Genomic DNA, 14,699 nt, shown 5'->3' with positions numbered 1-14,699 from the left:
TTGCAATCTACTGCGCTGAACGATTCAGATGTCGCGTCGCCTTTCCCAAAGGCGCACCAAGACTGTAAGATGTCTTGCTCCGTGTCAGAGGCACGTCCGGGTCCTCCCAGCCGCCGCCGAGAGCCTTGAAGACATCGACGCGATCGGATGCGACCCGGAGGTTGGCGTCGGCGAGCTTTGCACTGGCATCGGTGAGGCTGGTCTGCGCGACGATCTGGTCGAGATAGCTGATCGACCCGGCACGGTAGCGAAGGTCGGCAAGCCGGAAGGCGCGCTCCGCCCGGTCCCGCGCTTCGGCGAGTGCGGATCGCTCGTCCAGCGCGGCGGCATAGGTGGACAGCGCTTGCTCGGTCTCCTTGAGCGCGGTTAGCACGACCCCGTCGAATCCGGCGAGATCCACCTCGGCGGTGGCGCGCGCCTGCCGAACCCGCGAGCGGGCGACGGCGATGTTGGGGAAACTCCAGCTTATCAGCGGCCCGAGCGAGAAGGACAGCGCCGGGCCGTCATTGCCCTTGGCGCTGTGCAGGTAATTCGCCGCGCCGCCAAGGCTGATGCGCGGGTAGAGATCAGCGATCGCCAAGCCGATCCGCGCGGTGTCGGCCCCGAGCGTGCGTTCCGCCCGCCGGACATCGGGCCGCCGGCGCAGCAGCGCGGCGCCGTCGCCGATCGGGATCGGACGGCGTAGCTCAGGCGCGCGCGTGCAGCCGGACGCCGCCGCCGGCACTTCGGACGGCGTGCGGCCGATGAGGGCCGCCAACTCGAACAGCGCGGCGCGGCGCTGTGCCTCGGTCGGCGCGATCGCGGCGCGCGCCTGCGCGACCGCCGTGCCGGCGCGTTCGAGATCGAGGGTGGACGCGGACCCCGCGCGCTGCTGGGCCTCGACGACCCTGTAGCTGTCCTGTGTCAATAAGAGCGACGAACGGGCGACCGCAAGCGATTCCCCGAGCGCGCAGGCTTGCGACCAGGTTCGTGTGGTTTCCGCGACGACCGTCACGCGAATCGCATCCCGCGCGGCGGCGACCGCTGCCGTATCCGCGCGCGCGGCCTCGATCGCGCGGCCGACACGGCCGAACAGATCGACCTCCCACGCAGCGGCGAAACCCGCCTGTTCGGTCCATTGCTCGTCACTGCTGCCGAACGAGCCGCCCTGGCTGGTCTGCCCACGGCCCCAGGTCGCGCCGTCGCTTGTCGTGGTCGAGGGGTAGCGGCCTGCGCGCGCCTCGGAGAGTAGCGCGCGGGCGCGGCGCAGGTTGGCGTCGGCAGCGCGCAGGTCGGTGTTGGCGGCGAGCGCGGCTTCGATCAGCGTATCGAGCGCCGGATCGTCGTAGAGCCGCCACCAGTCCGCCGGCGGTTCCGCCGCAGGGGTGACGCCGGACGCCTGGCTGACGAACGGCCCTGTGGCGGGCGGGACGGTTGCGGATGCGGGCGGCCGATAGTTCGGGCCGGACATGCAGCCGGCAAGCAGGCCGGCGACAAGCAGCGGCGCGAACCGAATGGGCTTGCGGGTCATCCTACGCATCGGCCGTCTCCATCGCGGCGAGGTCGCGCGCCCGGTCGCTCTCCGCCACGGCGCGGTGGTTGACGGCCAGGAAGCTGTAGACCGTCGGCAGCACGAACAGGGTGAACAGCGTGCCAACCAGCATGCCGGTGACGACCACGAGGCCGATCGCGAACCGGCTGGCCGCGCCGGCGCCGCCCGCGAACAGCAGCGGCACGAGGCCGGCTACCATCGCGGCGGTGGTCATCAGCACCGGCCGCATGCGGACGGCGGCGGCCTTCTCGATCGCCTCGATGCGGCCCAGGCCTTCCTCCTGCTGGATCTGGTTGGCGAACGTCACCATCAGGATGCCGTGCTTGGAGATCAGGCCGATCAGCGTCACCAGCCCGATCTGGGTGTAGATGTTGAGCGTGCCGTAGCCGAGCCACAGCGGCACCAGCGCGCCGCACACCGCCAGCGGCACGGTGACGAGGATCACCAGCGGATCGCGCAGGCTCTCGAACTGCGCGGCGAGGACGAGGAAGATCACGATGAGCGCGAAGCCGAAGGAGACGACGAGCCGGTTGCCCTCCTGGACGAACTGGCGGCTGTCGCTGAGCCAGTCGATGTTCATCCCCGTCGGCAGCGGCTGGGATTCGAGGAAGGCGACCGCCTGGCCCATGGTGACGCCGGGAGCGGGCAAGGCTTCGAGCGTGACCGAGTTCATCTGGTTGAACTGCGTCAACTGGTTCGCCTGCGGCTGCATCTCGATCTTCGTGACGGTCGAAAGCGGAACGAGCGCGCCGGAACGGGTCTTCACATAGAAGCGGCCGAGATCGTCGGGCGTCACCCGGTCGACGCCCGCGACCTGCGGGATCACGTCATAGGAGCGGTCGTGGAAGTTGAAGCGGTTGACGTAATTCTCGCCGACGAGGACCGCGAGCGTGTCGGCGATCGCCTCCATCGTCACCCCCATGTCGTTGGCCTTGCTGCGGTCGACGGTGATGTGCGCCGCCTCACTGTCGAAGGCGAGGTCGCTGTCGACGAACAGGAACAGCCCGCTCGCCCAGGCCGCCGCCTTCAGCTTCTCGGTCGCGTCATAGAGCGAGCGGACGTCGCCGGCCGACCGCACGACCATCTGGACAGGCAGGCCGCCGCCGCCGCCCGGCAGGGGCGGAAGCTGGAAGGCGGTCACGGTCTCCCCGTCGATCGCCCCGCCGGCGGCCTGCAACACCTGCTGGATGTCGTCGCCGGAGCGCTTCCGCTCCGTCCAGTCCTTGAGGATGACGCCGCCGAAACTGGTGTGGGTGCCGCCGCCGCCATCGTTTACATGAATGAAGCTGTTGTCATATTCGGGCAGTCCCCTGAACAGCTTCTGCACCATCGCCGCATAATGGGCGGTGTAGCCGACGCCGGCATATTGCGGCGCGCGGGTTGCGATGATCACCGCGCCCTGGTCCTCGGTCGGCGCCAGCTCGTGCCGCGTGCCGCTGAACAGGATGACGATGCCCGCCAGAACCACCACGCCCACCAGCAACACCGCCCCGCGCGCGGCGAGCGTCTTTGCGAGCAGCCCGCCATAGGCGGCGGTGAGCTTCCCCATCCGGTGCTCGATCGCCTTGGCCAGGCGGGACTCGCTCTGCTTGGAACGCAGCAGCAGCGAACTCATCATCGGCGACAGCGTCAGCGCGATCACGCCGGACACCAGCACCGATCCGGCCAGCGTGAAGGCGAACTCACGGAACAGCGCTCCGGTGAGGCCGCCCATCAGCCCGATCGGGGCATAGACGGCGGCCAGCGTGATGGTCATCGCGATCACCGGCGCGATGATCTCGCGCGCGCCGACCATCGCCGCTTTGACGGGCGACAGTCCCTCCTCGATATGGCGGTGGATATTTTCCACCACCACGATCGCGTCGTCGACGACCAGGCCGATGGCGAGCACCATCGCCAGCAGGGTCAGGAGGTTGAGCGAGAAGCCGCAGGCGAGCATCAGTGCAGCCGTGCCGACCAGCGAGAGCGGGATGGTGACGACCGGGATGATCACCGCGCGCACCGATCCCAGGAACAGGAAGATGACGACGATGACGATCACGATCGCCTCGATCAGCGAGTGTATCACCTCGTCGATCGAGGCGTTGACGAACTTCGCCACATCATAGTTGGGCGAAATGGTGAGGCCGGGCGGGGCCATCTCGCGCAGCTTGGGCACCATGCCCTGCGCGGCCTTCACGATCTCCAGCGGGTTGCCGTCCGGGCTTTGCTCCAGGGCGAGGAAGACGGCGGGGGTGCCATCCGCAAAGGAAGCGCTGTCGTAATTCTGGCCGCCCAGCTCCAGCGTCGCGACATCGCCCAGCCGGACGAGGCCGGCCCCTTCCGCGCCGGTCTTGATGACCATCTGGCGGAAATCGTCGAGGCTGCGGACATCGGTGTCGGCGGTGATGTTCGTGACGGTGAGCTGCCCCTTGAGCTGGCCCGGCGCCGCCTGGACATTGTTCGCCTTGAGCGCGGCGGAGATGTCGCTGGCCGACAGGCCGCGCGCGGCCAGCTTCACCGGGTCGATCCAGATGCGCATCGCCAGCGCCCGGCCGCCGGACACTTCCGCGGAGGCGACGCCGGGGATGCTGGTGAACAGCGGCTGGGCGACGCGGGTGACGAAATCGGTGATCTGCTGGATCGACAGCGTCTTGCTGTAGAAAGCGACATATTGGGCGGCGGTGCCGCCCTCGCTCGCCTTGGTGATGACCGGGTCGGTCGTGCCCGCCGGGAGCCGATACTTGACCTGCTGCACCTTGGCGAGCACTTCGGTCATCGCCCGGTCGGCATCCGCGTTGAGGACCAGCCGCGCCTTCACCGTGCTGCTGCCCTGCTTCGAGGTCGAGGTCAGATATTCGATGCCGCTCGCAGTCGCGATCGACTGCGCGATCGGCGTCGTGACGAAACCCTGCATCACGTCCTGGGTCGCGCCGGGGAAACTGGTCGACACGGTGATCGTGGCGTTCTCCAGATAGGGATATTGCCGGACCGGCAGCGAGAAGGTCGCGCTGACGCCGACGAGCAGGATGAGCATGCTGACGACGAGCGACAGGATCGGGCGGCGGATGAACAGGTCGGTGGAGTGCATCTGGCGATCCGATTCAGCGCGGAGTGGGAGCGGGCGGGGGCGAAACCCGCACGGTCGCGTCTGGCTGGATGCGGAGCTGGCCCGCCGTCACCACGACATCGCCCGGCGTCAGGCCCTGTTCGACGATCACATCGTCGCCGATCCGCCGACCAAGCTGCACGGGAACGAACTGCGCCTTGCCTTCGCGCCGTGCATTGGGGCCGCGAACGACCACCGCCGTACCCCCCGATGCCGAGGTCTGGATTGCCGTTGCCGGGACAATGATCGCGGTGCGGCTGGGGAGCAAAACGTGTGCCGTCACATACATGCCCGGCCGCAGCGCGTGATCGGGATTGGCGAGCGTAGCCTGGACCGAGACGTTGCGCGTGTCGCTGCCGACGATAGGCTCGATAGCGGTAATATGTGCGCTGAACTGGCGATCGGGCCATGCGTCACTGGTGACGGCCACCGTCGCACCGACATTCAGTTTCGCCAGATCGCTCTGCGGCAGGGTGAAGTCGACGTAAAGCTTGTCGAGTGCCGTCAGCGTGGCGATAGCGTCGCCGGGATTGAGATACTGGCCCAGATTGACCTGTCGAATGCCGGTCTCGCCTGCGAACGGTGCGCGCACCGCTTTCTGGATCAGGCGCGCCTCGATCTGACGGACCGCCGCCTGGGCCTGATCATACTCGGCCTGTCGTTGCTGAAGCAGCTCGCGCGGCTCGGCGCCGGACGGCGAAAGCTCTTTCGAACGCTGGAGCTGGATGCGCGCGAACGCCGCCCTTGCCTCGGCGGCTGCAAGGTCGGCACGCTCGGGGGCGTCGAACAGCATCACGATCGGTGTGCCCTGCTGGACATGGCTGCCCGCCTCGAAGCGGATCGCAGTGACGCGCCCGGCGGTTTCGGCGGCCAGCGTTACCGCGCGGACGCCCCGCAGCGAGCCGACCGCCTGAAGTTCATCCGGCACGCTGCGATAGTCGATCCCCTGCGCCGCCACGGGCAGCGGCGGCGGGGCGGCCGGGGGTGGTGCCGAATTGCGTACGGTACGCCACGCCACCAGCGCCACCATGAGTAGTACCAGCGCGCCTGCGGTCCCGATCAGCGCCTTACGCATCGGGCTGCTCTTCCGCGATTGTCTCGGCAGCCTCACCCATGAGCAGCCGCTCAGCGGCATTTCTCGCCTCCTGCTCGGATGACCTGACGACCATCGGGAAACCCCATGCCTTGCCGAACACGATCGCCTGCGCGCGCGCGACAAACCTCTTGGCCGCATGCGGTTCGACATAGACCATCGCCCTGACCAGTCGATGCAGGGGCTCCCGGTTACGCTTCATCCAGAGCGCGATTTCCTTGCGCTGGGAGGGGCTGTGTTCATGCGCCTCGTCCGAGCCGCCTAGGCCCATGAGGACAAACGGCTGGTTCCGGTTAAGCAGCCGGTCGAAAGTGGCAAAGCCGGAAGGGTCGTCCCGGGTGCCAACCCTGTTGTAGTGCATACGCACGATCGGGAATTCGGTATCTTCGAGCAACATCGGCTTCGACCTCATCGAAAACTGTTCGTTGTCTTCTCATAAGGTCGATGGCGGCATATGAATTACGAGGGTCGGGCAAGTTATCCTTCAATCCCGCCAAAGAAGCCTCGCTGCCGACGCTTGCGGTGCATTCGATCTCCTGCTGCAAAGTCGGCCCACTAACCAGGCTCGAAGAAGCCCTTCGCCACCGCGCGCGATCAATACCGAGCGCGACTAATCAACATGTCGCCAGCCTCCCAAAAGCCTTGTGCTCGCGGGTGCCCCTCGGGGACATATCCGCCGATGCGGGGACCGGCCGGTCGCTCGGCACTCCTAAACGGCGCGCAGCCGATGCCACGAAGCAGTGACCGCGCAAGTCCCGGGCAGCGCGATGCACACCACTGCGAGGAAGGCTATGGGGCCACCGTCCCGCATACCATCGAAAATGCCGCCCAAGGTGTTAAGGGCCGCTAGCGCGCTACCCAGCAGCAGCCCAGCCCAATGGAGGCTACGTCTCCCGGCCAGCGCAAGTAGCGGAGGCAAGAGCCAAGCTCCGTAGAAAATAAAAACGGCCCACAGCATCGTTTGATCGAAGGTTACCGCCGGCATCGCCCCATGGCCCCTGATGAAGTCGTTCAGATAAGCGAACGATTGCAGGGTCACGAACATCACCGCGCCGACTGCGGTTGTGAGCCATAGCAGGGCGACCTTCGTTTGTTTGTGCTCGATCATGATGTGCTCCGTCCGATGCGTGTCGAACGACAGCATCCCGGTCGTCCCGATGCGCCGGATTTTGGAGATGCAGAGCGTCCCTGTCATCGCAGCAATCGGCCAAGATGTTTCGCGGCACCGCCAAAAGTGACCTTCGGGCAGAGGCGATAGTGTGTTGGGTTCAGTTGCCGCGCATCCCGCTGAGGGCCGGGGAATGGCCGCGGCGCGATGTAAGATATTTGCCCGGTGGCTGGCCGAGCGCTTTCTTGAACATCGTGATAAAGGCGCTGGCGCTCTCATAGCCAAGGTCCATGGCGACGGTTTGTACCGCCTCGCCGGTGGCGAGACGCTCGAGCGCCAACATGATCTGGAACTGTTGCCGCCAACGGCCGAAGCTCATTCCCGTCTCGCGCAGGATCAAGCGAAACAATGTCCGCTCGCTCATCGCCGCCCGTCGCGCCCATTGGCCGATCGTGGCGCGATCCGACGGGTCGGCGGCCAGTTCATCGGCGATCCTGCGCAGGCGTGGATCGGTTGGCAGCGGTAGGTGCAGTTGCTCGACAGGCGCGATGGAAAGCTGGTCGAGCATAGTCTGGATCAGGCGGCCAGGAGGCCCGTCGTTATCGTAGAGCGCGGGCAGGTGCGAGACTGCGAACACCAGTTCGCGCAGCAGGGACGACATCGCGATCGTGCAGCATTCGGACGGAAGCCCCTTTGCGATGTCCGGATCGACAAATAGGACATAGAGTTCGACATCACCAACAGCGCGAACACTATGCTCCATATCGCCAGGTATCCACAGTGCACATTGGGGCGGCACCATCCACAGCCCCTTGGCAACGTCGCACGTGACCATGCCCCGCGCGGTCAATATGAGTTGTGCCTTGCGATGGGCATGCGGCTGGCTTTCGAAGCCGCCGGTGACGAGTTCCATGCCGACCGCCGACACGTCACGCGGCACTTCATGGGGATCGAACACCGCGTTGGAATCTGCTTCGGCCATCTTCTTCTGCTCTCAAATCCCTGATCCAATGTCCCCAAATGAAAGTGCCAACGGGTTCAGCTATTTGCGAGCAGTTCGCACATAGGTGGCGGGATAAAGCAATAGATTGTCTGAAACTATCGATAATGCCGTCTGCAGCGGTGTTAGCGAGAGTGCAACGTGAACTCGATCGGAACGACCAACTCGATTTCGTCCGGGCGATTCGCCGGGATCGGCGGCAGCGGGTCGGCACGCGCGAGTGTCGCCAGCGCTTCTGCATCGAGGATCGCACTGCCCGAACTCCGCGCGATCGAAGAAGACAGTGCTCGACCCTGGCGATCGAGCCGGAAGCAGATCATCACCACGCCCTGTTCGCGCCGGCCACGCGCGGTCGACGGGTATCGCTTGAAACGCTGGAGGCGGGCGAGGACACGACCCTCCCAGCTGTCCTTCCCGTTTTCCGCAGCCTCCCTGAAGATTGGCGGCTCGGCCCTCGCCTGTGCGAGAGAAGGCGGAGGCGCCAAGGGCGTATCCGCGATCGGAGGAGCCGGCAAAAATACAGTCGGCGCGGCGGCGGGCGACACAGGTGCGGGCAGGGATCGGACCATCGGAGGCGAAGCCGAAGCCTTGGCAACAGGCTGGGACTGGGCTTTTTTCTGCGGCATCGCTCTAGAGAGCGGCTCGCGTTCACGCGCGGTGACGGACGGTGGCGCGAGCGGCAGAAGTGTCACGACCAGTGGCCGGGCGGGGGATATTACGGCGATGGCGGTCGGGCGATACAATAGGAAAGCGATCAGCGCCGCTACATACACGGCGCCGGTCATCGCAAACCCCAGGAGCCTGCTCCGAGGATCAGGGGCATAGCTTAGGCTTCTTGCGGGCAGAACGGGCGTATCCAATGGCCCGGCAACGGGTGCGACCTCTCGATCCGTCCGGATATCGACTGCCGGGGAAGCGCAATCGCGGGCATCCAGGCCGAAGCTCATAGCTCTGCCGCGCGGCGGAGCAGATTATGGTAGACGCCGGTGAGGGCGAGCGTGCCGCGCGTGTCGGCGCCAAGCTGCTGACGAACCTCGATGATCGCCATGTCGAGGTCATACAGCAGGGTCCGCAGGCCTTCATCCTTGAGCATGGACTGCGTCCAGAAAAAGGCGCACCAGCGCGCGCCGCGCGTGATCTGCGTAACCTTGTGCAGGCTGCCGGCCGGGTAGACGATCATCGATCCCGCCGCGAGCTTGATGGCGCTGGTTCCATAACCATGCTCGACGACCAGTTCGCCGCCGTCATAATCCGTGGGATCGCTCAGGAAGAGCGTCGAGGAAACGTCGGCCCGCATGCGAATGCCGGCGCCTGGCACCGCGCGCACTGCACCGTCAACATGGGTCTCGAACCGCATGCCGGCGTCGTAACGGTTGAACAGCGGCGGTAGCACACGAAACGGGAGAGCCGCGCTGTTGAACAATGCGTTTCGACCCAGCGCCTTCAGGATGATCTCGCCCGCTTGCCTCGCTTCCGGCGCATCCTGCGGAAGTTGGAGATTATGCTTGGCCCGCGCCGCCAGCTCGCCGGCCGTCACCCGACCATCGACCAGCTCCGCCGCCTCGATCAGGCGCTTGACCTCGGCCAGCTCGTCGGCCGTGAGCACGTTGGGGATTTCGACGAGCATGGTGGCGTCAGAATTTCGCGCTGCCGGTAACAGCGAAGGTCCGGCCCGCGGCAACTTCCGCACGAAAATAGAAGGCGGAACTGTAGCTGAGTTTGTTGGTGAGGTTGGTAACGTTAAGGGCAAGCCGGTAGCGGTCGACCTCATAGGAGAGCAGGCCATCGAATGTGGTCGCCGCCGGGATGGCATAGGCCATGGATGGATCGGCGAAGTAGCGGCTGCGATAGTTGATGCCGCCGCCGACCAGCAGCTTGCCGGGCAGGTCTGGAATCAATGGCGCGACGTCGTAGCTGGTCCACACCGCCACGCCATGTTTCGAGACATAGGGCACGCGGTTTCCTGTGGCGTCGCCGCGATCGAACAGCGTCGGCGTGAAGGCGAGGATCTTGCTGTCCATATAGGTATAGGACGCCTGAACGTCCCAGGCCGGGGTGATGGCGCCGGTAAGGCTCAGCTCGATCCCCTGGACGCGGTCCTTCTCGCCGGCGGTGAACGAGGCGCCGGTGACCGGATCACTGTAGCTTCCACGGTTCTTGATGGTGCGGAACAGCGCCGCTGTCGCCCCGAGCCGGTCATTGAGGAAGCCCCACTTGCCGCCGATCTCGAACGTGCGGTTCTTGTCGGGGTCCAGGTTCGGCTGACTTGGTGATACGATGCCCTGAAAAGTCGGGTTTGCGCCGGCTGGCGTGAACGAGCGAGCGTAGCTCACATAATAGCTCTGATGGGGCGTCGGCTCCCAGATCAGCGAGGCCTTCGGGCTGAGGAAATGGGTGGTGCTCTCGGTCCACGCGCCGAAACCGTTGGTGGTCGCGTCCCAGCTTGCGGATTTCGCATGGTAGCTGTCCCAGCGCAGGCCGGCGAGGATAGAGAGTTGATCGGTCAGCCAGACATGATCGCTGGCGAACAGCCCGATGTTCCAGCTCCGGGCGCGCGTCCGGTTGGTGCTCGGCCCGCTGATTTCAAACCCTGCAGGATTTTCGAAGCGCGGATTGAGCAGCGTGCCACCGGCACGCGCCATGTTTCCATCAAGACTGCCGAATATGTTGTGCTGATAATAGACGTCCACCCCGGCCACCAGTTCGTGCCGTAGCGCGCCCGTGTTGAAGCGCGCGGTCGCCGTGGTAATATTCTCCCCGCCATTGCTTTTCTGCGTGACCCCATACACCGGCCAGACACCATAAGCGGTGTTCAGATTGCCGGCGACGGCATCGCTCGCGCAGCGATAGGATGCGCCGCCAAGGGCGCCGGTAGGATCGTAGAAAAAGGAATTGACGCCATCGTCGCACATGGTTGGCGTGAACACCATGCGGCGAGTGTAGCGCGCATAACGGGTGTCGTTGGAGATCGTCAGCCAGTCGCCGATCTCCTTGTGATAGCGTAGCGTTAGGATATTGACGTTGGTGATGTCCTTGTCGGTTTCCTTGCCGTAGAAGTTCGATCGGGGCGCGCCATATTCGGTGACTGGATAGGATGTCTGGCCGTCCGATCGCATGGGGATCGGTGCGCCCATGTCGGGTCGGCGATTGCCGTGCTGGTGCATGTAGGTGATCGTCAGCGTCTGATCGGTGCCGAGGCCCAGGCCGAGCGATCCCAGCACGCCCCAACGCTTCGAATAGACATGATCGCGGTCGACGATGTCCTGGTCATGCCACATGCCAACGACGCGCAGCGCCGTCGTGGCATTCAGCTGTTTGTTCACATCGGCGACCATGCGCCCCTGCGGCCCACTGCCCGCCGTCACCTGCACGCCATAGCTGTCGCCGAGATGCGCAACCTTGCTCTGCAGGTTGATCGCGCCGCCGGTAGTGCCATTGCCGAAAGCTTCCGAGGATGAGCCTTTGAACACCTGGACATTTTCGGTCGCGAAATCGTCGCGCACATAGGCGCCGAAATCCCTCAGGCCATCGATATAGATGTCGCCCTTGGCATCGAAGCCGCGGATGCGAAAGGCGTCGCCGTTCATGCCGCCGCCCCCTTCGCCGGTCGCCACCGTGACGCCGGGCACATATTTGAGCACCTGATCGAGCGTCGTGGCCTGCTGCTGCTGGATGATAACCTGAGGGATCACGGTGATCGTCTGCGGCGTGCCCTGGATGTCGTCCGGCAGGCGGTCAATTTGCGTTCGGTGGCTCAGCACATTCGGCCCGGCGTCGCCCTCGTCATCCGCGTTGACCCTCACGGGACCGAGCTGGATCGGCTCGTCGGCCGATTTGGGTTGGGGCGTCTCCTGCGCCTCCGCCTTACCCGCCCCGAGCAGCATCAGGCCGGTGGCGAGGCTCGCCGACAGGCTGGATGCCGCTATGACCGGACGGAGAGGGCCAGCAGGGGCGCGGGATGGAGCTTGGGTCGTCATTGGTCGATTCACCTCAGAGGCTGGAGGAGGGGCGTCGCCGGAATGCGACTGGCCCCCGGATGCAGAATGCTCCGGATCTGGCGGCGCAAGGTGTCGCGTATCACCGCCATCCGGCGGCAGCGGACAATCGCCTCGGCATGGCCTTGGTCGGCTGCCCGGCGGAACCACGGGGCGGCCTGGCGGGGATCTGGAACGCCGGCAGCGCCGCCTTTGAGCGCGATTGCGTAGCGATATTGGTCATCGGCATCGCCAGCAACGGCACAGCGCGCGAGCGCATCGAGCCCGAGCCGTCGCAGATCGAGGTCGGGATGCTCCAGCAGCAGCGGTGCGATCCGGCGACGGAACCCAGTATCGCTGGCAAGGATCGCTTGGGTGAACAGGATGATGGCTCGCTCGCGCTCGTCAGCCCGCATCAGCAGGGTCGCGAGGTTGAATTGTGCCCAATGGTCGCCTTTCGCGGCGGCGATCCGGTATAACCGCGCGGCACCGGCCGGATCGGCGGGACCGACCCAGCCTTCCTCCAGAAAGCGTGCGACCGAATTGATCGCCTTGAGATTGCCAGCGTGGGCAGCCTCGCGGAGAAGGTTGAAGGCCCGAGGCCGGTCCGCTGGATCGCCGAGCCGCATCAGGATTTGGGCAAGGTTGACCTTAGCCCAAACATGGCCGAGCTGAGTCGCTTTCTCGAAATGGCGGGCGGCTTCGACATAATTCTGGGGCACGCCCCAACCCTTCTCATGGCAGCGCCCAACCATGTTGCGGGCTTCGGCATTGCCGCTGTGGGCGGCGCGTGCGAACCATGTCAGCGCGGCCTCCGGGTTGCGGGGAGTACCGCGTCCATCGAGCAGGATCTGACCAAGCACGAGCTGGGCGGCGACGGAACTGCGCTTGGCGGCGTCCCCGATAGCATGAGCCGCCTCGCGTGGATTGCGGGCAAGGCGTGCCTGCAAGCGATCTGTGTCGAGCGTCAGCCGCTTGAACAGAATGCGTGCAACTGGCATGAAGGTGCTCATTCGGCGCCCTCTCTGCTTGCTCGTTCTGCAGGACCGGCGGCCCGGCATCGGGCTATGGCAGCAAAGGCATCACGCGGCATTCAAAAGCCCCCTATTGCGAGGCAAGCACTCTGCTATTGCCTCGCAATAGTTGTCATAACTGCGGCGTAGAGATAGCGATTGCGCGATACCGCCATTATATCTCACAATGCCGCCAATCCGACTGTGGCTAGGGCGCGGGGCGCCCAACACGATCGTTCACTCGAGGCGCCCTGGCGGGTGCCCGGCAGGCTTTGGCGGTCAACACGATGCCGATCGTCTTGAGCCGAAAATCTGTCGCCGATATGCCTGCCGGGCGCCCGTTACGATCTGACCGGAAGGCTTCTTTGCGTTGACGATGACCTAATTCACAACCTCAGATTCTTGTTCGTGCCGCCAGACGCCCAACAGCCTGATGATCGGCGCCTTCATCGCAGCTTTTCGGGCTTACGGCCGGCCTTGACGTTCGGCGGTCCCCAATATGCATGCGTCGAAGCGAACTTGCCGTTCTCATCGAACTTCATCACGTCAAGCGTCTCGACCATCACGTCCTGCCCGTCGATAGTCATCCGCGCGATGTAAGCTGCCGCGCCATAGTCACCCGCGATGCGCACCTCGCCATCGAGACGCATTTCGATGAACCCGCCCATCGCGTCGAATGACCCTTGGTAGAAATCAAACAAATCCTTGCCACGCCGCTCCTGGGAACCCACGGGGTCGAGAAGAACGCCATCGGGCGCGAACAGATCGACGATGCCCTGCGCATTCCCCTGGGACATTAAATCCCCATATTCCTTAAGCGCCCAGCGGATATGCGCAGGGCTGTTCTTTGCCGAGATATTGCCGAAGAGTATCTTAAGCGGTGTCGGCAGGCTGGTACGTTCCGTCATCGTCATCTCCTTATCCTACGATCGAAGAGCCGCCATCGATGGTAAGCCCTGTCCAGAGTTTCAGCTTGTTGCCGACCTCGTCTGAAGCGGGTCGACGACAGCGGTATCGATGCGATCGGCGTGGCTTATCAGGACCGTGGAGATAGGGATTAACCGATGCTGTCATTATATCGCTCAATGTCGCCAGATATTCGGGCCGCACAGGCAATTCCGGCGTCATCCGACGAAGTGTGCCATCCGCCAATTGAAGCTCCCCCTTGCCGAATGAGACAATCTCGTTGGGCACGGGGCTGATCGCGATGAAATTAACATCGGGCGATACATCGGGGCTGCGACGCTAAGGTGGTTGATGGCTGCCACCAGCTCGACAGGGCGTGGGCTATGGCTCAGCCTTTCTCCTGCGGCCATGCAGTCATGGCCGCCGCAATCATCTTTCGCAGATCGGCTGCGGTAGCGCCTGCCTGCGGCAAGTTCCTGATCGCCTGCAGCACCCCGAGAAAATGCCAGGCCAACGCATCGATGTCCGCGGTCGAACGAAGCTCTCCGTTCGCGGCGGCAGCACTGAGTATCTCGCGGAGGATCGCTCGCTGCCCGGCCAGCCCTTCTAGGGCGACGGCCTGTCCACTCTCCGGTAGGTCCATCATTTCGGCACAGGCCCGGGCGAGCATGCACCCAGCGGGTTTTGCCGTATCGACATCCTCCCGAACAAACTCAAGCAGCATCGCCTCAAGCTGTGCTCGCCGGCTGTCCGCGTGAACATCGCCCATCCGCCGCAGGACGCGATCCGTGTAGGTGGCCAACACCTCCTGATACAGACCGCCCTTGTCTCGGAACCGCTTGTAGAGGCTCGACCGGGACAGGCCCATTGCCGTCGTCAGTTCGTCCATCGACGATGCGACAAACCCTCGCCGCCAGAAAACACCCATAGCAGCATTGATGACCATATTGTCGTCGAATTGCGGTTTTCCGCTCACTTTGATCCTT

General features: G+C 64.6%; 12 protein-coding genes. All 12 read right to left on the bottom strand.

Annotated elements, in window-relative coordinates:
* Positions 1-7 precede the first annotated feature (7 nt).
* The gene (locus PMI04_RS14495; RefSeq protein WP_007706981.1) at positions 8-1,519 is read right to left on the bottom strand and encodes a TolC family protein; all 1,512 of its coding nucleotides are present in this window, start codon (positions 1,517-1,519) and stop codon (positions 8-10) included.
* Positions 1,512-4,601, bottom strand: a complete 3,090-nt coding sequence (locus PMI04_RS14490; RefSeq protein ID WP_007706979.1) for an efflux RND transporter permease subunit — start codon at positions 4,599-4,601, stop codon at positions 1,512-1,514. The genes PMI04_RS14495 and PMI04_RS14490 overlap by 8 nt, the downstream gene beginning before the upstream one ends.
* A gap of 13 nt (positions 4,602-4,614) precedes the next feature.
* Positions 4,615-5,694 (bottom strand): efflux RND transporter periplasmic adaptor subunit, encoded by a 1,080-nt coding sequence (locus PMI04_RS14485; protein WP_007706977.1) that lies wholly within the window; start codon positions 5,692-5,694, stop codon positions 4,615-4,617.
* The gene (locus PMI04_RS14480; RefSeq protein WP_007706975.1) at positions 5,687-6,109 is read right to left on the bottom strand and encodes a hypothetical protein; all 423 of its coding nucleotides are present in this window, start codon (positions 6,107-6,109) and stop codon (positions 5,687-5,689) included. Before PMI04_RS14480 ends, PMI04_RS14485 begins: the two co-directional genes overlap by 8 nt.
* Before the next feature lie 312 nt (positions 6,110-6,421).
* Positions 6,422-6,856, bottom strand: coding sequence for a hypothetical protein (locus PMI04_RS14475; protein WP_202947602.1), 435 nt, complete (start codon positions 6,854-6,856; stop codon positions 6,422-6,424).
* 124 nt (positions 6,857-6,980) lie between these two features.
* Entirely contained in the window at positions 6,981-7,733 is a 753-nt protein-coding gene (locus PMI04_RS14470; RefSeq protein ID WP_202947601.1) for a helix-turn-helix transcriptional regulator, read from the bottom strand.
* A gap of 212 nt (positions 7,734-7,945) precedes the next feature.
* Positions 7,946-8,605, bottom strand: coding sequence for a TonB family protein (locus PMI04_RS14465; RefSeq protein WP_052028042.1), 660 nt, complete (start codon positions 8,603-8,605; stop codon positions 7,946-7,948).
* A gap of 158 nt (positions 8,606-8,763) precedes the next feature.
* Positions 8,764-9,447 (bottom strand): Fe2+-dependent dioxygenase, encoded by a 684-nt coding sequence (locus PMI04_RS14460; protein WP_007706968.1) that lies wholly within the window; start codon positions 9,445-9,447, stop codon positions 8,764-8,766.
* Positions 9,448-9,454: 7 nt separating this feature from the next.
* Positions 9,455-11,797 (bottom strand): TonB-dependent siderophore receptor, encoded by a 2,343-nt coding sequence (locus PMI04_RS14455; RefSeq protein WP_007706959.1) that lies wholly within the window; start codon positions 11,795-11,797, stop codon positions 9,455-9,457.
* Between the two features lie 8 nt (positions 11,798-11,805).
* The gene (locus PMI04_RS14450) at positions 11,806-12,855 is read right to left on the bottom strand and encodes an SEL1-like repeat protein (RefSeq protein WP_157178091.1); all 1,050 of its coding nucleotides are present in this window, start codon (positions 12,853-12,855) and stop codon (positions 11,806-11,808) included.
* Between the two features lie 398 nt (positions 12,856-13,253).
* The gene (locus PMI04_RS14445; RefSeq protein ID WP_007706952.1) at positions 13,254-13,715 is read right to left on the bottom strand and encodes a nuclear transport factor 2 family protein; all 462 of its coding nucleotides are present in this window, start codon (positions 13,713-13,715) and stop codon (positions 13,254-13,256) included.
* Positions 13,716-14,101: 386 nt separating this feature from the next.
* Positions 14,102-14,689 (bottom strand): TetR/AcrR family transcriptional regulator, encoded by a 588-nt coding sequence (locus PMI04_RS14440; RefSeq protein ID WP_007706949.1) that lies wholly within the window; start codon positions 14,687-14,689, stop codon positions 14,102-14,104.
* Positions 14,690-14,699: the final 10 nt, after the last annotated feature.

The organism is Sphingobium sp. AP49, from assembly GCF_000281715.2.
Taxonomy (GTDB): Bacteria; Pseudomonadota; Alphaproteobacteria; order Sphingomonadales; family Sphingomonadaceae; genus Sphingobium.
The sequence above is the reverse complement of the archived record's forward strand: the minus strand, read 5'-3'. Positions and strand labels throughout refer to the sequence as shown.